Annotated in this window: 14 protein-coding genes, 1 tRNA gene and 2 pseudogenes; 8 read left to right on the top strand and 9 right to left on the bottom strand. The window is 71.5% G+C overall.

Going from position 1 to position 21362, the window contains the following annotated elements; genetic code table 11:
- Positions 1-202 precede the first annotated feature (202 nt).
- Positions 203-709 carry a hypothetical protein gene (locus AB0P07_RS30185; RefSeq protein ID WP_365556130.1) on the top strand — a complete coding sequence of 169 codons (507 nt, stop codon included), beginning with the start codon at positions 203-205 and terminating at the stop codon, positions 707-709.
- Positions 710-719: 10 nt separating this feature from the next.
- Here the strand turns inward: AB0P07_RS30185 and AB0P07_RS30180 are convergent.
- Positions 720-911: pseudogene (locus tag AB0P07_RS30180) on the bottom strand (N-acetyltransferase); the annotation flags it as partial.
- Between the two features lie 74 nt (positions 912-985).
- Complete coding sequence (locus AB0P07_RS30175; protein ID WP_365556128.1) at positions 986-1759, bottom strand: HNH endonuclease family protein; 774 nt, start codon at positions 1757-1759, stop codon at positions 986-988.
- A 146-nt stretch (positions 1760-1905) separates the two neighbouring features.
- Between AB0P07_RS30175 and AB0P07_RS30170 the strand changes: the two genes are divergently transcribed.
- Complete coding sequence (locus AB0P07_RS30170; RefSeq protein WP_365556126.1) at positions 1906-2103, top strand: antitoxin; 198 nt, start codon at positions 1906-1908, stop codon at positions 2101-2103.
- Between the two features lie 112 nt (positions 2104-2215).
- Here the strand turns inward: AB0P07_RS30170 and mfd are convergent, their stop codons facing one another.
- The 6 genes from mfd to AB0P07_RS30140 form a co-directional block, all read right to left on the bottom strand.
- On the bottom strand, positions 2216-5770 hold the full coding sequence (mfd, locus tag AB0P07_RS30165; RefSeq protein WP_365556124.1) for a transcription-repair coupling factor: 3555 nt from the start codon (positions 5768-5770) through the stop codon (positions 2216-2218).
- A gap of 472 nt (positions 5771-6242) precedes the next feature.
- Positions 6243-8810 (bottom strand): FtsX-like permease family protein, encoded by a 2568-nt coding sequence (locus AB0P07_RS30160; protein ID WP_365556123.1) that lies wholly within the window; start codon positions 8808-8810, stop codon positions 6243-6245.
- A complete protein-coding gene (locus AB0P07_RS30155; protein WP_365556121.1) occupies positions 8807-9595 on the bottom strand; it encodes an ABC transporter ATP-binding protein in 789 nt (262 codons plus the stop codon). Before AB0P07_RS30155 ends, AB0P07_RS30160 begins: the two co-directional genes overlap by 4 nt.
- A gap of 385 nt (positions 9596-9980) precedes the next feature.
- Positions 9981-10871 (bottom strand): cellulose-binding protein, encoded by an 891-nt coding sequence (locus AB0P07_RS30150; RefSeq protein ID WP_365556119.1) that lies wholly within the window; start codon positions 10869-10871, stop codon positions 9981-9983.
- A gap of 187 nt (positions 10872-11058) precedes the next feature.
- The gene (locus AB0P07_RS30145; RefSeq protein WP_365556117.1) at positions 11059-13869 is read right to left on the bottom strand and encodes an SUKH-4 family immunity protein; all 2811 of its coding nucleotides are present in this window, start codon (positions 13867-13869) and stop codon (positions 11059-11061) included.
- Positions 13870-13876: 7 nt separating this feature from the next.
- Positions 13877-14869 carry an SMI1/KNR4 family protein gene (locus AB0P07_RS30140; RefSeq protein ID WP_365556115.1) on the bottom strand — a complete coding sequence of 331 codons (993 nt, stop codon included), beginning with the start codon at positions 14867-14869 and terminating at the stop codon, positions 13877-13879.
- Positions 14870-15160: 291 nt separating this feature from the next.
- Between AB0P07_RS30140 and AB0P07_RS30135 the strand changes: the two genes are divergently transcribed.
- Positions 15161-15691, top strand: coding sequence for a YwqJ-related putative deaminase (locus tag AB0P07_RS30135; RefSeq protein ID WP_365556113.1), 531 nt, complete (start codon positions 15161-15163; stop codon positions 15689-15691).
- Between the two features lie 80 nt (positions 15692-15771).
- Positions 15772-16266, top strand: a complete 495-nt coding sequence (locus AB0P07_RS30130) for an SUKH-3 domain-containing protein (protein ID WP_365556111.1) — start codon at positions 15772-15774, stop codon at positions 16264-16266.
- 14 nt (positions 16267-16280) lie between these two features.
- Here the strand turns inward: AB0P07_RS30130 and AB0P07_RS30125 are convergent, their stop codons facing one another.
- The gene (locus AB0P07_RS30125; RefSeq protein WP_365556109.1) at positions 16281-17600 is read right to left on the bottom strand and encodes a histidine kinase; all 1320 of its coding nucleotides are present in this window, start codon (positions 17598-17600) and stop codon (positions 16281-16283) included.
- Positions 17601-17734: 134 nt separating this feature from the next.
- Here AB0P07_RS30125 and AB0P07_RS30120 point away from each other — a divergent pair.
- The 4 genes and pseudogenes from AB0P07_RS30120 to AB0P07_RS30105 all read left to right on the top strand — a co-directional run bounded on the left by AB0P07_RS30120 (position 17735) and on the right by AB0P07_RS30105 (position 21355).
- Positions 17735-18596: pseudogene (locus AB0P07_RS30120) on the top strand (hypothetical protein).
- A 15-nt stretch (positions 18597-18611) separates the two neighbouring features.
- Positions 18612-18688, top strand: a tRNA-Gln gene (locus AB0P07_RS30115).
- Positions 18689-18800: 112 nt separating this feature from the next.
- Entirely contained in the window at positions 18801-20249 is a 1449-nt protein-coding gene (gene glmU / locus AB0P07_RS30110) for a bifunctional UDP-N-acetylglucosamine diphosphorylase/glucosamine-1-phosphate N-acetyltransferase GlmU (protein WP_365556107.1), read from the top strand.
- A gap of 131 nt (positions 20250-20380) precedes the next feature.
- Positions 20381-21355 (top strand): ribose-phosphate diphosphokinase, encoded by a 975-nt coding sequence (locus AB0P07_RS30105; protein WP_365556105.1) that lies wholly within the window; start codon positions 20381-20383, stop codon positions 21353-21355.
- Positions 21356-21362: the final 7 nt, after the last annotated feature.

Below are 21362 nucleotides of genomic sequence, written 5' to 3'. Positions count from 1 at the left end.
TCCTGGTCGTGTGAGGCCGATCCTACCGATGGACACGGACCACCCCGATTCACGATGTGCACCACCTTCTCACTGTGAACCGTGTTGACTCGGTTCACACGCTCTGTTCTTATTGACGCATCGAACCGCGAACCGGCCTGACCGACAGGCTTCGGTCCACGCGGTCATCAACTGATCTGTCTCTGGGGAGAGGACCGACGTCATGGGCATGAAGACCAAGATCGCGCTGGGTGCCGTGGTGGGGATCGCCGTCATCGGCGCGATGTCGGCGAACTCGGGCGACGGGGACGGGGACGGCGGCGGCAAGAGCGACGGCCGGACCTCCGCGAGCGCCGGCGAGAAGTCGGACGACGGCGCGAAGGCCGACGGAGGGAAGGCGGACGGCTCGTCCGACGCGAAGCCCGCCGAGGACAAGGCCGCCGAGAAGGCGTCCCAGGCCGAGCAGTTCAAGGCGTTCGTGCGGAAGAACGGCTCACCCAACGAGAAGGACGCCGTCTCCCACGTCACCAAGGTGCAGGGCGCCGAGGAGCAGAACGACATCCTCGACGCCGCCGACGTCTACACCGACTTCACCGGCGGCCTCATGGGCGAGGGCACGGGCCCGGCCAAGCTGATCGCCTCGGCTTTCGCCGACTGGAAGGACAGCGAGAACGGCCTCGTCACCATCTACGACGCCGAGGGCGAACTCCTCGGCAACGGCCAGTTCTGACCGGCTGCGGCTACAGCGCGTGCCGCAGCCACACGTTCGGCTCGACGTACACCGCGTACCCGCGCTGCGGTTCGCAACGCACCGGCACCAGGGCGCCGGGGACCTCGACGTCCCCGGCGGTGTCGAAGGGGAGTCCCGTCCACCCCCGCCACTCCTCCAGCGAGCCGGAGACGGTCATGGAGGCCGGGGCCACGGAGTCGAGGGTGGCTTCACGGGGCAACGCAGGCGGGAGGGCCGACGGCTCGAAAGCGGATGACGTCACCGCTCCCCGGGCCTTCAGTCGCCGCACTGCTTCGCCATCATCGCCTTGTCCGCCTTCGTCACCGCCAGTTCGTACTTGGCGGCCACCTGCGCGAACCGCACCGCGTACGCGCAGCGGATGGTCCTGCTGGGCGGCAGCCAGGAGGCCGGGCCCGCGTCGCGCTTGGCGGAGTTGGCGCGGCCCTCGACAGGGAGCAGGTTGAGCGGGTCGTTGGCCAACTGCTCGCGTTTGTTCTCCGGCCAGCGCGCGGAACCCATCTGCCAGCTGTACGACAACGGCACGACGTGGTCGATCTGGACCTCGCTCGCCTTCTGCTTGCGCCACTCGATGCTCGTCCCGGTGTACGGGTCGTCCAGCGTCATGGCGATGACCACACAGTCGGAGCCGGACCGGAAACGCACCTTCTGGCCATCGCGTTTCAGCAGGTCGTTCCGGGTGTCGCAGCCGTTGCGGGCGAGCGGGACGCCGTCGGCGGTGTCCATCCAGGCGTAGCCGAACTCGTCGCGGTCGTACCCCGTCTTCGGGCCGCGCCCCTTGGTGGTCAGGCCGTCGATCAGCTTGCGGGCCTCGGTCCGCGGGCCGTCGCCCGTGACCGGGGCCAGGCCCGGTTCGGTGCCGTCCGGGTTGTCCAGCGGGCTCGCGGCACGGCCCGCGGCGGGGGCCTCGGCGCCACCGCCCGAGGCCGGGGTGTCGCCGTCCGCCTCCAGACCCTCGCAGCCGGTCGCCAGGGCCAGGGCGAGGACCGCACCCGCGGCCCACCCGGTACGAATCCTGCTGTGCCGCCTCATGCGCGCCCCTCCCCTTGCCGTTCGCGACAACCACCGTAGCGACGGAGAAGGCCGCGCCATACCGTGCCTTAGGTGGGCTTTAGTGGGCACACGAGACATATCTGTCGTACGGTCGACAGTGAGTCACGTCTCGGAAGGAGCTCTGCATGGGCATCCTCGACAAGATGAAGAGCATGGCGGGCAAGGACAAGGACAGGTCAAGGAAGATGTCCGACGCCGCCGAACGCCAGGTCAACCAGAGGACCGGCGGCAAGTACGAGAAGCAGGTCGACGCCGCGCAGCAGCAGGCCGAGGGCAAGCTCGGCCTCGGGCGCGAGCAGGGCGGCGGCCGGGAGCAGCAGTAGGAGCCTCCCGCGACCGGAAGCGTCGAAGCCGTCCACGGAACTGTCTCCGTGGACGGCTTCTCCGTGACCGGCTGTGGACGGCTTCTTCTTGGCCGAGCCCCGGCCCCGGGTGCTACGACCCCAGGATCGAAGTGAGGAACTCGCCCACCCAGCCGAGCAGTTCCCGCCCGACCAGCGGCTTGCCACCCACCTTCGCGGTCTTCGGACGCGGTACGAGCACCTGGTGGGTGCCCGCCTTGATGACACTGCCGGGATAGAGCCGCTTGAGCCTCAGCTCCTGGGATTCGCGCAACTCCACCGGCGCGAAGCGGATGTTGTTGCCCTGGAGCACGACCTCTCCGACGGCACACGCCCGCGCGAGCATGCGCAGGCCGGCCACCAGCAGCAGGTTCTCCACCGGCTCCGGCAGCTTGCCGTAGCGGTCGACCAGCTCCTCCCGTACGGCCTTGATGTCCTCCTCGCTGTTGGCGGAGGCGATGGACCGGTACGCCTGGAGGCGCAGCCGCTCGCCGGGCGCGTAGTCGTGCGGGACGTGCGCGTCGACGGGCAGCTCGATCTTGACCTCCAGCGGCGGCTCCTCCTCGACCCCGCCCTCCAGGGAGGCCCGGTAGTCGGCGACGGCCTCGCCGACCATGCGCACGTACAGGTCGAAGCCGACTCCGGCGATGTGGCCGGACTGCTCGCCGCCCAGCAGATTGCCCGCGCCGCGGATCTCCAGGTCCTTCATCGCCACGTACATGCCCGCGCCCATCTCGGTGTGCTGGGCGATGGTGGCGAGCCGCTCGTGCGCGGTCTCCGTGAGGGGCTTTTCCGGCGGGTAGAGGAAGTAGGCGTAGCCGCGCTCCCGGCCCCGGCCGACGCGGCCGCGCAGCTGGTGGAGCTGGCTGAGGCCGAAGTTGTCGCCGCGCTCGACGATGAGGGTGTTGGCGTTGGAGATGTCGATGCCGGACTCGACGATGGTGGTGGAGACCAGCACGTCGAACTTCTTCTCCCAGAAGTCGACGACGACCTGCTCCAGGGCCTGCTCCGACATCTGGCCGTGGGCGGTGGCGATGCGCGCCTCGGGGACGATCTCGCGCAGCTTGGCCGCCGCCCGGTCGATGGACTCGACGCGGTTGTGGATGTAGAAGACCTGGCCCTCGCGCAGCAGCTCGCGGCGGATCGCGGCGCCGATCTGCTTGTGCTCGTAGGGGCCGACGAAGGTCAGCACCGGGTGGCGCTCCTCCGGCGGGGTGGTGATCGTGGACATCTCGCGGATGCCGGTGACCGCCATCTCCAGGGTGCGCGGGATGGGGGTGGCGGACATGGTGAGCACGTCGACGTTGGCGCGCAGCTTCTTGAGCTGCTCCTTGTGCTCGACGCCGAAGCGCTGCTCCTCGTCGACGATGACCAGACCCAGGTCCTTGAACTTGGTCTCCGAGGAGAACAGGCGATGGGTGCCGATGACGATGTCCACCGAGCCCTCGCGCAGCCCCTCCAGGGTCGCCTTCGACTCGGTGTCGCTCTGGAAACGGGACAGCGCCTTCACGTTCACCGGGAACTGCGCGTAGCGCTCGCTGAACGTGCCGAAGTGCTGCTGCACCAGCAGCGTGGTGGGGACGAGGACGGCGACCTGCTTGCCGTCCTGGACGGCCTTGAAGGCGGCGCGGACCGCGATCTCCGTCTTGCCGTAGCCGACGTCGCCGCAGATCAGGCGGTCCATCGGGACCGTCTTCTCCATGTCGTCCTTGACCTCGGCGATGGTGGTGAGCTGGTCCGGCGTCTCCGCGTAGGGGAAGGCGTCCTCCAGCTCGCGCTGCCAGGGGGTGTCGGCGCCGAACGCGTGGCCCGGCGCCGCCATCCGCGCGCTGTACAGCTTGATCAGGTCGGCGGCGATCTCCTTGACCGCCTTCTTGGCGCGCGCCTTGGTCTTGGTCCAGTCGGCGCCGCCGAGCCGGTGCAGGGTGGGGGCCTCGCCGCCGAGGTACTTGGTGATCTGCTCCAGCTGGTCGGTGGGGATGTAGAGGCGGTCGCCGGGCTGGCCGCGCTTGGCGGGCGCGTACTCCACTACCAGGTACTCGCGGGTGGCGCCCTGGACGGTGCGCTGCACCATCTCGATGTAGCGGCCCACGCCGTGCTGCTCGTGGACGATGTAGTCGCCGGCCTCCAGGGTGAGCGGGTCGATGGTCTTGCGGCGCCGGGCCGGCATCCGGGCGCCCTCGCGTCCTGCGGCCTTCTGCCCGGTCAGGTCGGTCTCGGTGAGCACGGCCAGCTTGAGGACCGGGTCGACGAAGCCGTGGTCGATCGAGCCGCAGGAGACGTGCACGACCGAGGGGCTGAGCGTGCCGAGGTCCTGGTCGAGGCGGGCGGCGATGCCCTCGCCGCCGAGGACCTCGACGGTGCGGGAGGCGGGGCCGTGGCCCTCGGTGAGGTAGACCGCGCGCCAGCCGTCGGCGAGCCAGCCCTTGGTGTCGGCCAGCGCCTTGGCGGTGTCGCCGCGGTAGGTCTCGGGGGCGTGCATGCCGAGCTTGAGGGTGTCCGGGTCGCCCGCCGTGCCGGCGTCGGACGTCAGCGTCTCGTCGGCGGCGAAGGGGGAGACCGACCACCACATCATGTCCAGCTCGCGGGCCCGCTCCCGGACGTCGGCGATGGACCACAGGGAGGCCGCGTCCACGTCGATCGGGGCCTCGCCGCCGCCGGCGGTGGCGGCCCAGGACGCCTGGAGGAACTCCTGGGACGTCGCCACCAGGTCGGCGGCCCGGGTCCGCACCCGCTCCGGGTCGCAGACCACGGACATCGAGCCCTCGGGCAGCACGTCGAGGAGCAGCTCCATGTCGTCGACGAGGACGGGGGCCAGCGACTCCATGCCCTCCACCGCGATGCCCTCGGCGATCTTGCCGAGCAGTTCGCCCAGCTCGGGGTGGTCCTCGGCGAGGGCGGCGGCCCGCTCGCGCACGTCCTGGGTCAGCAGCAGCTCGCGGCAGGGCGGCGCCCACAGGCCGTGCTCGGCGACCTCCAGGGAGCGCTGGTCGGCGACCTTGAAGTAACGGATCTCCTCGACGTCGTCACCCCAGAACTCGACCCGGAGCGGGTGCTCCTCGGTCGGCGGGAAGACGTCCAGGATGCCGCCGCGCACGGCGAACTCGCCGCGCTTCTCGACCAGCTCGACGCGCGCGTACGCGGCCGCGGCCAGGGCCTCGACGATCTCTTCCAGGTCGGCGCTCTGTCCGGTGCGCAGGGCCACGGGCTCCAGGTCGCCCAGGCCCTTGACCTGCGGCTGGAGCACGGAGCGTACGGGGGCGACGACGACGGAGACCGGGCCGGTCTCCGGGTCGTCGGGGCGCGGGTGGGCCAGGCGGCGCAGGACGGCGAGGCGGCGGCCGACGGTGTCGCTGCGGGGGCTGAGCCGCTCGTGCGGGAGGGTCTCCCAGGAGGGGTACTCCACGACGCCCTCGGGCGGCAGCAGGGAGCGCAGGGCCGCCGCCAGGTCCTCGGCCTCGCGGCCTGTCGCCGTCACCGCCAGCACCGGGCGGCCCGTGTCGCGGGCCAGGGCGGCGATCGCGAAGGGGCGGGCCGCGGGTGGGCCGACGAGGTCGACGTGCATGCGGTTGCCGTCTGCGGCCGCGGTGATCGCTTCCGCGAGGGCGGTGTCCTTGACGACGGCGTCGAGCAGACCGTGCAGGCTCATTGAAGGGGCGCTTCCGTCCTGGGGTGGGACAACACGAGTAACCCGACGCGGTGAGGGCCGGGGGTGTCCAGGTTACGTCGGTCCGCTCGTCGGCGTCGGGGGCCGTGGATGACGCCGGATGCGTGGTGGCCGGCCTCGCGGTGGCCGTACCAGGGGGATCCGCCCCTCGGACCCCCGAACCTGCGCCCACCCATCACCCGACTCGGTGGGCTGAAACCCGAACGCCCGGGGTGACGGACGCCCCGGGCCGGAAGGCTGCTGTCCCCGGCCCCCGGCCCCCGGAGACGCGAACGACCCGGGGACGAGAGCCACGGCACCCCAGGCACCGGCCCCGGCGTCGGAAGGTCCCGGGGGGGTACGGAGGCTGCGGCGGCCCCGGGGCGGGTGTGAAAAGGCCCGGCGCCGGAGGCGGTGGGCCTCCGGCGCCGGGCTTCCCCCGCAACCCCCGTGTGCGGTGGCTGTTGGACGGGTGCTAGTCCGTCGCGATGGCGTTCAGGACGTTCATGCGGCCGGCCCGGAAGGCCGGGACCAGGGCGGCGAACAGGCCCACGAAGGCCGATCCGACGAAGACCCCGATGATCGTCGGCCAGGGGATGTCCAGGACGTTCAGCCCCTCCAGGGCGAGCAGCTTCTGGGCCGTGGCGCCCCAGCCCATGCCCAGGCCGAGGCCCAGCAGGGCACCGAAGAGGGCGATGACCACGGACTCCATGCGGATCATGCGGCGCAGCTGGCGGCGGGAGAGGCCGATGGCCCGCATCAGGCCGATCTCCCGGGTCCGCTCGACCACCGACAGCGCCAGGGTGTTCACCACACCGAGGACCGCGACGATGATCGCCAGGGCGAGCAGGCCGTAGACCATGTTCAGCAGCTGGCCCACCTGGTCCTTCAGCTCCTGCTTGTAGTCGGTCTGGTCGGCCACCTGGTACTGCGGGTAGGCGTCCAGGGACTTCTTCAGCGCGGCGTACGCCCGGTCGGCCTGGCCGTCCTTCGCCTTGGCGAACATGATCGTGTTCGGCGGCACGTTCTCGGCCGGCAGGTACTTCTTCATCGTCTCGATGCTGATGTAACGGGCGCCCTGGTCGATGGCCACGTCGTCGCTGGTGATCGCGGCGACCTCGAGCTTCGCGGTCTTGCCGCCCTTGAAGGCGACGGAGACGGTGTCGCCGACGTGCACGCCGTGCTTCTCGGCGTAGTCCGAGCCCACCGACATGGCGTCGGTGCCGTAGGCGTCGGCGAGCTCGCCCTCCGTCGTCTCGCGGCGCACGTCCTCGGCGTAGGTGGGGTCGGCGGCCGTGACGCCGTCGTCGTCCGTCTTGCCGTCGGGCGAGGTCAGCGTGGCGTTGAGCACCTTGTAGCGGGTCACGTGCTCGAGGCCGGGGGTGTCGGTCATGGCCTGCTCGGCCTGCGGCACGATCCGCTGGTTGCCCTGGACGATGAAGTCCGCGCCGACGGTCTTGTCCAGCTCACTGGTGGCCGAGGCGACCATGGAGGAACCGACGACGGAGAGGCAGGCGACCAGTGCGAGGCCGATCATCAGGGCGGCGCCGGTCGCGCCGGTGCGGCGGGGGTTGCGCAGGGCGTTGCGCTCGGCCAGCCGGCCCACCGGGCCGAAGGCCCGCAGCAGCACCGCGCTGATCACCCGGACCACGAAGGCGGCCAGCAGCGGGCCGATGACGACGAACCCGATGAGCGAGAGCACGATGCCCGCGCCCAGCATCATCGAACCGTCGCTCGCCTTGTCGGCGGAGGCGGCCGTGAGCAGGGCGGCGGCGCCGGCGCCGGTGAGCACCAGGCCGATCAGGCCGCGTATCCAGCCGGCCTTGCCGTCGGCCGGCGTACCGGCGTCGCGCAGGGCGGCCATCGGGGAGATCTTCCCGGCCCGGCGGGCGGGCAGGTAGGCGGCCAGGACGGTGACCACGACGCCGAGGATCAGGCCGGTCACGGGGGTCGCCGTCTTGATGGTGAGGTCGTCGGTGGACAGGTTCATGCCCGCCGCCGACATGAGCTTCATCAGGCCGATGGCGATCCCGACACCGGCCGCGACGCCGAGGACCGAGCCGACGACCCCGAGGAGGAGCGCCTCGACCAGCACGGAGCGGTTGACCTGCCGGCGGGAGGAGCCGATGGCCCGCATCAGACCGATCTCACGGGTGCGCTGGGCGACCAGCATGGAGAAGGTGTTGATGATCAGGAAGATGCCGACCAGGAACGCGATCCCGGCGAAGCCGAGCATGGCGTACTTGATGACGTCCATGAACTCGCCGACGTCCGCGCGGCCTTCGTCGGACGCCTCCTTGGCGGTCTGGACCTTGAAGGAGTCGCCTCCGAGGGCTCCTGAGACGTTCTGCTTCAGCTGCGCGTCGGTCACACCGGCCGCCGCGGTGACGTTGAACTGGCTGAACCGGTCCGTGCCGCCGAGCAGTTCACGCTGGGCGGTGGGGGTGTCGAAGTAGACGACCGCGGCACCGGGGTTGGTGACGGTGAAGGAGGCGATGCCGACGATCTTCGCCTTGAAGTCGCCGGTCTGCGCGATGGTGCGCAGCTCGTCGCCGATCTTCAGGTCGTGCTTGTCGGCGGTGTCGGAGTCGACCATCGCCTCGGTCGGGCCGCGCGGGGCGTGGCCGGAGGTGATCTCCATGGACCGCAGGTCGTTCCTGGTCCAGTTCCCGGCGAGCGTCGGGGCGCCGTTGGTGGCTCCCACGTTGTCGTTGTCGGAGTTGACGACGGTCACGTTCATCGAGACGACCGCGCCCTCGACGGACTCCACGCCGTCGACCGGGCGGATCTTCTCCAGCGTGGACGCCGGCAGCGACTCCGGCACACCGTTCTGCGGGGTGTCCTCGGCCTTGGCGTCCTTCGGGGCGACCGTCACGTCGGAGGAGGTGACCGCGAAGAGCTTGTCGAAGGTGGTGTTCATCGTGTCCGTGAACACCAGGGTGCCGCAGACGAACGCCACCGACAGCAGCACCGCCACCGCCGAGAGCGCCATGCGGCCCTTGTGCGCGAAGAAGTTGCGCATCGAGGTCTTCACGACGGTCATGACGTGCGCCCCCGGGCGTCGAAGTCCTTCATGCGGTCGAGGACGCCTTCGGCGGTGGGCTGGTACATCTCGTCCACGATCCGGCCGTCGGCGAGGTACAGCACCCGGTCCGCATAGCTTGCGGCCACCGGGTCGTGGGTGACCATCACGATGGTCTGGCCCAGTTCGGCGACCGAGCGGCGCAGGAAGCCGAGCACCTCGGCGCCGGCGCGCGAGTCCAGGTTTCCGGTCGGCTCGTCACCGAAGATGATCTCGGGCCGGGCGGCCAGGGCCCGCGCCACGGCGACGCGCTGCTGCTGGCCGCCGGAGAGCTGGGTGGGCCGGTGCTTGAGCCGCCCGGCCAGGCCCACGGTCTCCACGACGCGGTCCAGCCACGCGCGGTCGTACTTGCGGCCGGCGATGTCCATGGGCAGCGTGATGTTCTCGATCGCGTTGAGCGTCGGGAGCAGGTTGAAGGCCTGGAAGATGAAACCGATCCGGTCCCGGCGCAGCTGGGTGAGCCTCTTGTCCTTCAGACCGGTGATCTCGGTCTCGTCCAGGTAGATCTGGCCGCCGGTGACGGTGTCCAGGCCCGCCAGGCAGTGCATCAGCGTGGACTTGCCGGAACCCGAGGGGCCCATGATCGCGGTGAACTGACCGCGGGCTATGTCCACGTCGACGTGGTCGAGCGCGACCACCCGGGTCTCGCCCGAACCGTAGGCCTTCACGACCTGCCGCGCCCGCGCGGCTACGGCCGTACGCCCTCGCGTGCTCCCGTGTGCGGGAATACTTACGGCCGATGTCATGTCAAGTCTCCTATGTCGGTCATCGAGTGAGCCGCCGGTGCCCGGCGCGACGTCCGTGCCGCCGCGCCCGCACTTGCTGCTGTCTCGAAGAGTCTGGCCGGAACCGGGGGCCTGCCGCGCTGGTGTTCAGCGCAGTCTTCTACTGAGGAAAACCCCACCCCCGCGGGTCCGGTTCACCGCCCCCCAGCGGCGTAAAGCCAGACTAAGGACGGCCCCGGGCCCGTCTCGTCCTCCGTCGGTACGAACCCTCCCCGAGCCGTAGTACGGAGGTACCCCTAGGGGCAGTCCACCCCTGGGCGGAGCGGGTCTCGGGGTCGCCCTCCTCCCTGAGACGCATCGAGCGTCCACCCTGACGCGACGTCAGGGGCAAGCGGACTACGGGCCGTCACTCCACCGCGCGGCCCGTCAGCGAACTGAGGCTGCTGCGCACGGAGTCCATCTGGGCCTGCAGTTCGTCCCACCGCTCCCCGTGCTCGCGCAGCACCCGCTCCGTGTCGCGGGCGATGCGCTCCTGACGCACCCGGGCCTCGGCGACAAGCTCGGCCGCGCGGGCCCGGGCCTCCTCCTGCCGCAGCCCGGCCGCCTCCCGGGCGGCGGTCAGTTCCCGCTCCGCCTCGCGCGCCCCCTGCTCGGCCCGCGCCACCAGCTCCGCGTGGTGGGCGTCCAGGGCCCGCACCCGCTCCTCCTCGGCCCGCTCCGCCGCCGCCCACCGCTCGGCCAGCTCCCCGCTCTGCTCGGCCGCCGTCCCGGTGCTGCGCCGGCGCGCCTCGCGCAACGCGGACAGCGCCTCCGCGCGCCCCGCCTTCACCTCGCGCCGCGCCTCGATCCGCACCTCGTCGGCCTCCGCACGCGCCGCGAGCAGCAACTGCCGGGCCCGCTCGTCGGCCTCGGCGCGTACGGCGTCGGCGTGCTCCCGGGCCGCCTCCCGCACCCCGGCCGCGTGCGCCCTCGCGGCCTCCATCAGCTCCTCCGCGGCACCACGCGCCCGCTCGCGCACCGCCTCGCCCTCCGCCTCGACGAGCCGGAACACCTCGCGCGCGCCCTCCCCCAGCACCTCGTAGTCCTGCGAGGTGAGCTGCTCGACCACCTCCTCCAGGTCCCCCAGGTCCGCCTCCATCTCCCGGGCCAGCACGGTGAGTCGGGCGGCCCGCTCCCAGGCCGCGTCACGCTCCTCGGAGAGGGCGGCGGCGTACGCCTCCACCTGCTCGGGGCGGTAACCGCGCCCGCGCCCGCGTACGGTCACGAAGCCGTGGGGGGACGCCGATGCACCGCTCATGCCCATCACCCCTGCATCACCTTGGCCCGCCTCGCGGTGGACCTGCCGCACCACATGGACCCGTCCGACTCTATGGACCGGGCGTAGGCGCACATAATCCGACACACCGCACGCAAACGGGCGGGGCCCGGCCGACTCACAGATCGACCGGGCCCCGCCCGTCGGGCACGTCAGCGGCGCGAGCGCCTCACAGCAGCCCGTCCCACATCTGCTCCAGCAGCACCGACCACCAGCTCTCCGGCGACCCGAGCGCCGCCGGGTCCAGCGCGGCCAACTGCGCCTGGAAGTCCACCGTCCAGCGGCCCGCCTGCTCCTGGTTCAGACCGAACCTGAGCCGCCACATCCGGCCCAGCAGCGCGAGCGAACGCGCGAACTCCGGCAGCCCCGTGTTCACGAACTGCGGCGGCACGGGCGCACCGCCCGGACCCGCCTCCACCGGAACCGCCACGATGGCCGCCGTCCCGTACTGCACACAGATCGCCCGGCCGAAGTCGCTGCCCACGACGAGGTACGACCCCGCGTCCGAGGCCGGCTGCGCACCGCGCTCCGCCGCCAGCTCCGCCAGCGTCGGCACCGGCCGCCCCGGCTGGGCCTGCGCCCAGAAGAACGGGCCCATGTCCATCGGCAGTCCCGCGGCCACCAGCGTGTGCGCCACGACCGGCGGCACCCCCTGCCGGGACACCGCGGCCTGCTCGAACCGGAACACGCCCGGCCCGAACGCCGCCGCCAGCTCCTGCCCGATGCCCTCCGGCGGGATCGGCGGCGCCGGCTGCACCTGCGGCAGCGGCGCCCGCACCGGCGCCGGACGCGCGGGACCGTCGGCCACCTGATGCAGCTCGCCCTGGTGCGCCAGCAGCTGCTGCATGCCCTGCTGCCGGCTCGCGTGGTCCAGACCGTACGGCGCGATCGAGGTGATCCGCGCCTGCGGCCACTGCTCGCGGATCATCCGCGCGCAGTACGCGCCCGGCAGCTCGCACGACTCCAGCTCGGTGTGCAGCTCGAGCACCTGGTCCGGCGGCACGTTCATGGAGCGCAGCTCGTGGAACATCTGCCACTCCGGGTGCGGCGTGCCCGGCGCGGAACGCCGGATCAGCCGCTGCTCGGAACCGTCCTGCGCGCGGTAGCGCAGCACGGCCTGGTAGCCCGGACCGACGGTCGGCTGACCGGTGGGCTGCGGCGGATACCCGTACGCCGGCGGCTGCCCCGGCACGGGCTGCCCGGGCGGCGGCACGGCACCGGGCGGGGCGGGTACGGCGCCGGGCGGGGCGGGTACGGCGCCGGGCGGGGGCGGAGGCGTACCGATGCCGCCGGGACCGCCCAGGGAGGGCGACGCCAGCACGGTCTGCGCGTGGTGCACGGCACCGCTCGCACCCCCCGCGGAACCGGGCGGCGGCACGGCACCGGGAGCGGCCGGAGGAGGAGGCGTACCCGGGCCGGAAGGCGCCCCGGGCACACCGGGAGCACCCGGAGCGGCGGGAACGCCGGGAGCCCCGGGCCGGCCGGGAGGTCCAGGAGGCTGCGGGGCACCGCCGCCGGGGCGGCCCGGGTCGGCCAGCATCGTGGCGGCGTGATGCATCCCGCCCGGCGGCGTCCCACCCGGCGCGTTCGGCGCACTCGGCGCGTTCGGCGCACTCGGCGGGGGCGGCGGAGTACCCGGCGCACCCTGACCCGCTGGGGGCTGCGGAGCACCGGACGGGGGCGGAGTGCCCGGAGCACCGGGCGGAGGCGGCGTGCCGGGGCCGCCGCCCGGACCCTCCGGGCCCAGCGACGACACCAGCTGCGTCGGCACGTAGCCACCCGCCGGCGTACCCGGCGCCGGAGTCCCCGACGGCGTGGGTGCACTCCCCGGACGCGCGCCCGGCACGCCCGGAGCGCTCGGCGGAGGCGGTGCCGACGAACCACCGCCACGGCGCGGCGGAGGCGTCGCCTTGCTGGTCGCGGCGTCGGCGATGTCCCCGGCGTTCGACGCGAGCGGCTGGGACGGCGTGGCGGGCGCTCCCGGACCGGACGCCCCCTGACCAGGCGCCCCCGGACCTGCGGACGGCTGCGCCGCGGACGGCGTGGGGGGTGCCGGCGGCGGCGTACCCGCCCCGGCGGACGCACCCGGCGCGTTCGGGTCGCCCGGCCCACCCGGCGTGTTCGGGTCGCCGATCGCCGGCGCGAGTGCCGTCGGCGGAAGCTGACTGCCGCCCGACATCAGCGCCGTCTTGGCGTCCGGCGTCGTCGACGGCGGCGGCGTGTCGTCGTCGGCACCGCTCAACGGCGGCGCGAACACGGTCTGAGGCAGCGGTACGGAACGGTCCTCACCGGCATCCGCGTTGGTGTCCGTCCCCGCCCACGGGGTCGCCCCGGCAGGCGCACTCGGGGCACTCGGCCCACCGGACGCACCCGCGCCCGCCCCCGAGTCACCCTCGCCCGCCCCCGAGCCCGCGGCCGGCCACCCCGCCCCACTCCCGGACGAGGCGTCCGCCGGCGCCGCCGGAGCCGACGGCACCCCGGCCTGCGTCTCGGGCAGCCCGCCACCGGCACCGGACCCGACACCCGCCCCAGCACCAGCACCGGACCCGGCACCCCCGGTACCACCGCCGTCCTGCCCCTCCTGATCCCCCCGCCGGCGATCCGGAATACCGATCCGGTCCGCCGCCTCCTGCAACCACTCCGGCGGACTCAACAAGAACGACGTCTGATTCAGATCCACCCGCGCCGCGGGCGCCGCAGCCGGCGCCTCCGCCTCGTCCGGACGGCCGTACTCCTCCTCGTACCGGCGGATCACCTCACCCACCGGCAACGAGGGCCACAGCGTCGCCTCGCCACTGTCCCGGGCGATCACCAGCCGCTGCGCACCCCCGTCCGAACGCGGACCGTCCGCACGGTCCTCCGCCCACACCACGAACCCCAGGTCGAACTCCCGCACCCGCACCTCACGGTGCTGGTACGCCGGCAACTCGCCGTTGACCCACTCCTCCGCGCGCTCCTGCGCCTGCGCGAACGTCACCATCGCCAGCTCACTCCCCTACCGACGCCGACGCGGGCACCGCACGCGCGAACCCGCCGTCCACCATCAGGTTCGCCACCGTCTCCAACTCCGGCGGAGAGCCCGCCAGACGCGACAGGAACGCGTCGAAATCCTCACCGCACGGCAACAGCAGCCGCTCCACACGATCCGCCGGCGGCCACGACGGATCCACGTCCCGCACGTCGTCGTACGCGCAGAACCACACCGAACCGATCCGCTCGCCCTTCACCTTCACGGCGAGCAGACCGCCCTGGACGAACGCGACGCCCAGAAAGTCCTTCGTCAGATGGTCCCGCAGACACTTGTTCACATAGACCAGGTCGTTGACCGCCGCCTCCTCACGCACCGTGAAGAACGGCTGGTCCACCAGCAGCCCCAGCTCCGCGTCGAGCGCCGTACCCACCGGCGCACACCCGCCCGCCGCCTTCAGGAACGACCGGTACGCACCCGGCAGCCGGTACCCGAGGTCCTCCTCGACCCCCTGCACCTGCTGCTCCGTGACGGCCACCCCCGACTTCGGCAGCCCGAAGTGCGCCGGACGCGTCTCCTGCAACGGCCGCGTGCCCCGCTTGGCCTGGTCCACCGCCGCCGTCGCGATCCCGCCGTGGTGCCGCAGCAGCGCCTTCACCTCGACCGGCACCAGCTCCATCCGCCGCGAACCCGACACGTGGTGCCACGTCCAGCCGTGCGGCGTCGCCACCGCCGGCACCGTGTCCCACAGCTCGTGCCCCGACGCCGACAGGGCCGCGTTCGCCGACACGTAGTCCGTCAGCCGCAACTCGTCGACCCCGAAACCCTCCGGCGGATCCGCGATCTCCGCGACCGCACGCGCGTACGGCGAGAAATCGGGGTAACCACCCGCGTCCACCCGTACCCCTCTCGGGTGACGGGCCGCACGCACCGGATCCGGGAAATGCACGACCTGCCCGGCATAGGCCGCGTTCGGCGGCGCGGCTGCTTGCCCGAGCCGACCTGTCGTCATGGCGGTTGCCCCCTGCGGCGTCTGTCTGCTGCCAGATCCCTCTGATCTGCCTGCACTGTCTGGTCCCCGCGTCCGATCGCGGTGCCGACAGCCTATGCGGTACCGCCACAGGGGTCACCGGCACCGGACCCCGCACCCCGCACCCCGCGCCCCCGCATCCGTGACCAGCCGTCACCCTCCCGTGACACACCGCCCATACCCGGGCGTGTCGCCACGCCCCAGCTTCCGCAGCAGCCACGGGATTTGGCACCCTGTGACCTCCGGGGGGATGCTCAGGAGGGGAAAACGATCATGACTGCGACACAGACGGGACCCGACACCGGGCGGTCCGACGACCGCCACGGCGGCGACCCCCGCATCGGCTGGAGCAGCACCGACACCGCCCAGGCCCCCACCCTCCGGCACCGCCGCGACGGCATACTCCCCACCGTCGCCGCCGCCCTCTCCGTACGCGGCACCACCCTCACCGGCACCGCCACCCGCGCCGACACCCCACCCGCCCTGCACCACCTCGTCCAGGACTTCCTCGACACCCTCACCAGCGGCCAACGAGACCGTTACACCGGACGCTGCGCCGAAACCATCCTCCTCTCACGGCACCTCGCCACCGCCGACGCCGCCCGCAGCAAACGCGCCGCACGCAAACCCATGACCAACGGCGAAGCCCGCAAAGCACTCAAACACGCCAAACTCACCACCCGCCGCATCCGCGAGGACGGCGACCCCCTCCACGGCGCCTTCGCCGCACCCTGCCGCGCCTGCACCGCCCTCACCGCCCACTTCGGCGTCCGCGTCGTCGACCCCACGACACACCACGACTGAGACGACTGAGACGACAGACCGGCACCCACACCACCGGCCGACGCCGCCGCCGCACCGGCCGACGAAACGAACCAGGGCAGATGCAAGCCGACCGCACCTCCACCACCCGCTTCCCCGTCCCCGTCGACGCCGCCCTGCGCGACGCCGGCTGGCAACCCGGACGCTGGGACATCAAACAGGCCGAGATCTGGGCCGACACCCTGCGCGAACACGCCTCACCCGCAGGACACCGCCACACCGTCTTCCCCGCCGCCGTCGAAGCCTGGGCCGAATTCGGCGGACTCCACATCACCCCCACCGGACCCGGCCGCCAGATCGCCCCCGCCACCCTCCACCTCGACCCCCTCCACGGCCTCCACATGGCCCGCACCCTCGGCGACCTCGGCCGCGCCCTCGGCACCCACACCTGCCCCCTCGGCACCGAAACCGACAGCCAGGCCCTCATCGCCATCGACACCGAAGGCCGCGTCTACGCCCTCGACCACACCGGCGACTGGTACCTCGGCCCCACCATCGACACCGCACTCGCCACCCTCGTCGCCGGCACCCAGCCCACCCGCCTCACCACGCACTGACGGCCGGCCCACACCTACGACGCCGGAATCACCGCCGACACCCGGAAACCCCCCGCATCCGTCGGCCCCGACACGAACACACCCCCCAGAGCGGCCACCCGCTCCCTCATCCCCACCAGCCCGTTGCCCCCCGACGGCAACCGCGCCGACGCCTCACCCGACAACTCCGGCGGCGGCTCGTTCTCCACCTGCATCGCGATCTCGGACACCCGATGCGCCAACCGCACATGCGTCTTCGCACCCGCCGCATGCTTGTGCACGTTCGTCAACGCCTCCTGCACCACCCGGAACGCCGTCGACTCCACCTCCGCCGCATACGCACGCCGCTCCCCCTCCACGGACAGATTCACGACCATCCCGGCCGCCTCCGACTGCCCGATCAACTCGTCCAGCTCCGACAGCCACGGCCCGTCCGACGACGACTCCCCGTCCTCCACCGCCCGCGACGCCGCCGCAGCCGCAGCCACCCCCACCGCAGCCAACGGCACCGACGCCCGCTCCGCACGCGCACCCTCCCCACCGCTGCGCAGCACCCCGAGCATCTCCCGCAACTCCGTCAACGCCTGCCGCCCCATGTCCCCCACCAGAGCCGCGTTCTTCACCGCCTTCTCCGGGTCCTTCCGCGCCACCGCCTGCAGCGCCGCCGCGTGCACCACCATCAGACTCACCCGGTGCGCCACCACGTCGTGCATCTCCCGCGCGATCCGGGTCCGCTCCTCACCCCGCGCCCACTCCGCGCGCTCCTCCGCCCGCTCGGCGAGCAACTGCAACTCACGCTCCAGGCTGTCCGCCCGCTCCCGCAGACTCTCCATCAGCCGACGCCGCTGCCCCACGTACAGACCCAGCAGCAACGGCGGCGCCGTCATCCCCAAAGACGTCGCGATCGACGCGAACGGAAGGAACCAGTCCCCCAGCTCCAGGCCGTCCCGCGCCATGTCCTGCCCCAGCCGCACGAACGTCACGACCAGCGTCCCCAGGAACGTCATCCCGGCCAGCGCCCCGATGATCCGCCGCGGAAACTCCGACGCCGCCAGCGTGTACAGGCCGACGACGCCCATCAGGAAGCCCATCTCGGCCGGCGTGATGGCCAGCGCCACCAGCACCACCGCGATCGGCCACTTGCGCCGCACCACCAGCACCGAACCGGCCAGCAGCCCGAACAGCACCCCCGCCGCAGCCGGAATCCCGGCATCCCGCGCGAACGGAACCCCCTCCGCCGCACACTCCAGCGCGGACACGGCACCGAGGCTCACATCGAGCACCGCACCGCGCCGCCTGTCCCACCACCAAGGCCCACCCCGGGCCGGTGCGTGATCTTCCCCCGTCGTGGTCATGCCTCCAGCCTACGGGCGCCGACCGCCCCTTTTCCGGTGACTTTCGACAAACGATACGACGCGATATCCCTCGAACTGGTGAACCCTGGACGGTTCCCCTCCGAAGGTGAAGATTCCGGCCGGACGGTATGCCCATGGCACGTTCACAGAACAAGTACGCGGACTTCGAAGGACTGCGGGAGCGGGCGGTGGCGCTGCGGCGGGCCGGCTACAGCCTTCGACAGATCCGCGACGAGCTGAAGGTCTTCAACAACGACATCCTCAGCCGACTGGTGAAGGGCGAGCCGCCGCCGGAGTGGACCAAGCGGCCACGCGCGAAGGACGACCTGCGAGATCGGGCACGCGAACTACGCCGCCGAGGGTGGACGTACGACCAGATCGAGGCCGAGCTGGGCTGCTCCAGGAGCTCGGTGTCGTTGTGGGTGCGGGACCTGCCGAAACCCGAACCCCGATACACACCGCAAGAACAGCAGACGCTGATGCGGGCCGGGCTCGCGCGTCTTCGTAGCGCTCAGGACGAGGAGCGACAGCGCACCAAGGAGGAGGCCAAGCTAGCCATCGGCGAACTGTCGGCCCGCGAACTCTTCCTGGTGGGCGTAGGCCTGTACTGGGCAGAAGGGGGCAAAGACAAGCCGTACGACCGCCGCGAGAACGTCACCTTCGTCAACAGCGACCCGGGCATGATCAAGGTCTTTCTGGCCTGGCTCGACCTGCTCGGAATCGAACGTGAGCGCCTCCGGTTCACAGTCATGATCCACGAGAACGCCGACGTGGCGGGCGCGGAGCAGTTCTGGGCCGAGCTCGTCAGCGCCGATCGCAGCACCTTCAAACAAGACGACCCTCAAGCGACACAACCCCAAGACGGTGCGCAAGAACGTTGGCGTCTCCTACCGGGGTTGCCTGGTGATCAAGGTCTTGAAGGGTGCCGAGTTGTACCGCCGCATCGAAGGGGCATGGTCCGGGCTGGTATTGGCAGCCGAACAGCGGACGCCGTAGGCTGACTCCCGGCATTCCCGGGTTGCTCTGTCGGTAGGGGCGACTGGACTTTGAATCCAGGTAAGACGCAGGTTCGACTCCTGCCCCGGGAGCTCCTAAGCGGGCCCTGACTCCACAGTCAGGGCCCGCACTCATGTCCCCCACAAACCACCCCGGTATCCTGCGGATGTCCACCCCCACCCCCTCAAAGCCGAAGGGCATCCCGTGAGCGCCATTCGCCCGGCAGCCGTCGTCGTTCTCGCAGCGGGTGAGGGCACCCGTATGAAGTCGGCCACACCCAAGGTCCTGCACGAGCTGTGCGGCCGGTCCCTCGTCGGGCACGTGCTCGCCGCCGCCTCAGAGCTGGACCCCGAGAACCTGGTCGCCGTCGTCGGGCACGCCCGCGAGAAGGTCACCGCGCACCTCGCCGAGGTCGCCCCCGACGTACGCACCGCCGTCCAGGAGCAGCAGAACGGCACCGGGCACGCCGTGCGGATGGGTCTGGAGGCGCTGGGCGGCGCCGTGGACGGGACCGTGGTCGTGGTCTGCGGCGACACTCCGCTGCTGACCGGCGACACGCTCAGGGCCCTCGCCGCCACCCACACCGCCGACGGGAACGCCGTGACGGTGCTGACGGCCGAGGTGCCGGACGCGACGGGGTACGGGCGGATCGTGCGGGACGGGGCCTCGGGTGCCGTGACGGCGATCGTGGAGCACAAGGACGCCTCGGAGTCGCAGCGGGCGATCCGGGAGATCAACTCGGGTGTGTTCGCCTTCGACGGGCAGTTGCTCGCGGACGCGCTGGGCAAGGTGCGGACGGACAACAGCCAGGGCGAGGAGTACCTCACGGACGTGCTGGGGATCCTGCGCGAGGCGGGGCACCGGGTCGGCGCGTCGGTGGCCGGGGACCACCGGGAGATCGCGGGGATCAACAACCGTGTGCAGCTCGCCGAGGCCCGCCGCATTCTCAACGACCGGCTGCTGACCGGGGCCATGCTGGCCGGCGTGACGGTGGTGGACCCGGCGACGACGTGGGTGGACGTGACGGTGACGTTCGAGCAGGACGTGGTCGTTCACCCGGGTACGCAGCTGCACGGTGCCACGCATCTCGCCGAGGGGTGCGAGGTCGGGCCGAACACCCGGCTCACGGACACGCGGGTGGGCGCCGGCGCGCGGGTGGACAACACGGTCGCCTACAGCGCGCACGTGGGGCCGCAGGCCTCCGTCGGTCCGTACGCGTATCTGCGGCCGGGGACGCGGCTGGGATTGAAGTCGAAGATCGGTACGTTCGTGGAGGCGAAGAACGCGTCGATCGGTGAGGGGACGAAGGTTCCGCACCTGTCCTACATGGGTGACGCGACGATCGGTGACTTCACGAACATCGGTGCCGCGAGCGTGTTCGTGAACTACGACGGGCAGGACAAGCACCACACGACGATCGGCTCGCACTGCCGTACGGGTTCGGACAACATGTTTGTGGCTCCTGTCACGGTCGGGGACGGTGCCTACACCGCCGCCGGCTCGGTGATCACGAAGGATGTGCCGCCCGGTTCGCTGGCCGTGGCCCGTGGCCAGCAGCGGAATATCGAGGGTTGGGTGGCCCGGAAGCGTCCGGGGAGCGCGGCGGCGAAGGCGGCCGAGGCGGTCTCCCGCGAGGCGGACGGCGAGGACTGACCGGAAACCGGTGCGTCGAACACGGCGTACCGTGATAAGTGCACATCCGCACCCCACCAGCTGAGACGCCCCCGCGGCCAGCGGGAGAGCGCCCATGTCGCTCAGCTGCGAACCTCTGAGGAGAAAGTGCTGTGACCGGGATCAAGACGACCGGCGAGAAGAAGATGATGTTCTTCTCCGGCCGCGCACACCCCGAGCTTGCCGAGGAGGTCGCCCAGCAGCTGGGTGTCGGGGTCGTCCCGACGAAGGCCTTCGACTTCGCGAACGGTGAGATCTATGTGCGGTATCAGGAGTCGGCGCGTGGTGCGGACTGCTTCCTGATCCAGAGCCACACGGCTCCGATCAACAAGTGGGTCATGGAGCAGTTGATCATGATCGACGCGTTGAAGCGTGCGTCGGCCCGTTCGATCACCGTCATCGTGCCGTTCTACGGTTACGCGCGGCAGGACAAGAAGCACCGTGGACGTGAACCGATCTCGGCGCGTCTGATCGCGGATCTGATGAAGACCGCGGGTGCGGACCGGATTCTGGCCGTGGATCTGCACACGGACCAGATTCAGGGTTTCTTCGACGGCCCGGTGGACCACCTGTTCGCGCTGCCGCTGCTGGCGGACTACGTGGGTGCGAAGGTGGACCGTTCGAAGCTGACGGTGGTGTCGCCGGACGCGGGCCGGGTGCGGGTGGCGGACCGTTGGTGCGACCGTCTGGGCGCTCCGCTGGCGATCGTGCACAAGCGGCGTGACAAGGATGTGGCGAACCAGGTCACGGTGCACGAGGTCGTGGGTGATGTGAAGGGGCGGATCTGCGTCCTGGTCGACGACATGATCGACACGGGTGGCACGATCTGTGCGGCGGCGGACGCGCTGTTCGCGCACGGTGCGCAGGACGTCATCGTGACGGCGACGCACGGTGTGCTGTCGGGTCCGGCGGCGGACCGGCTGAAGAACTCGAAGGTGAGTGAGTTCGTGTTCACGAACACGCTGCCGTCGGCGAGCGAGCTGGAGCTGGACAAGATCACGGTGCTGTCGATCGCTCCGACGATCGCGCGTGCGGTGCGTGAGGTGTTCGAGGACGGTTCGGTGACGAGCCTGTTCGACGAGCAGTGAGTGTTGT

The organism is Streptomyces sp. NPDC085944 (assembly GCF_040686295.1).
In the GTDB taxonomy this organism is placed as follows: Bacteria; Actinomycetota; Actinomycetes; order Streptomycetales; family Streptomycetaceae; genus Streptomyces; species Streptomyces salinarius.
The sequence above is the reverse complement of the archived record's forward strand: the minus strand, read 5'-3'. Positions and strand labels throughout refer to the sequence as shown.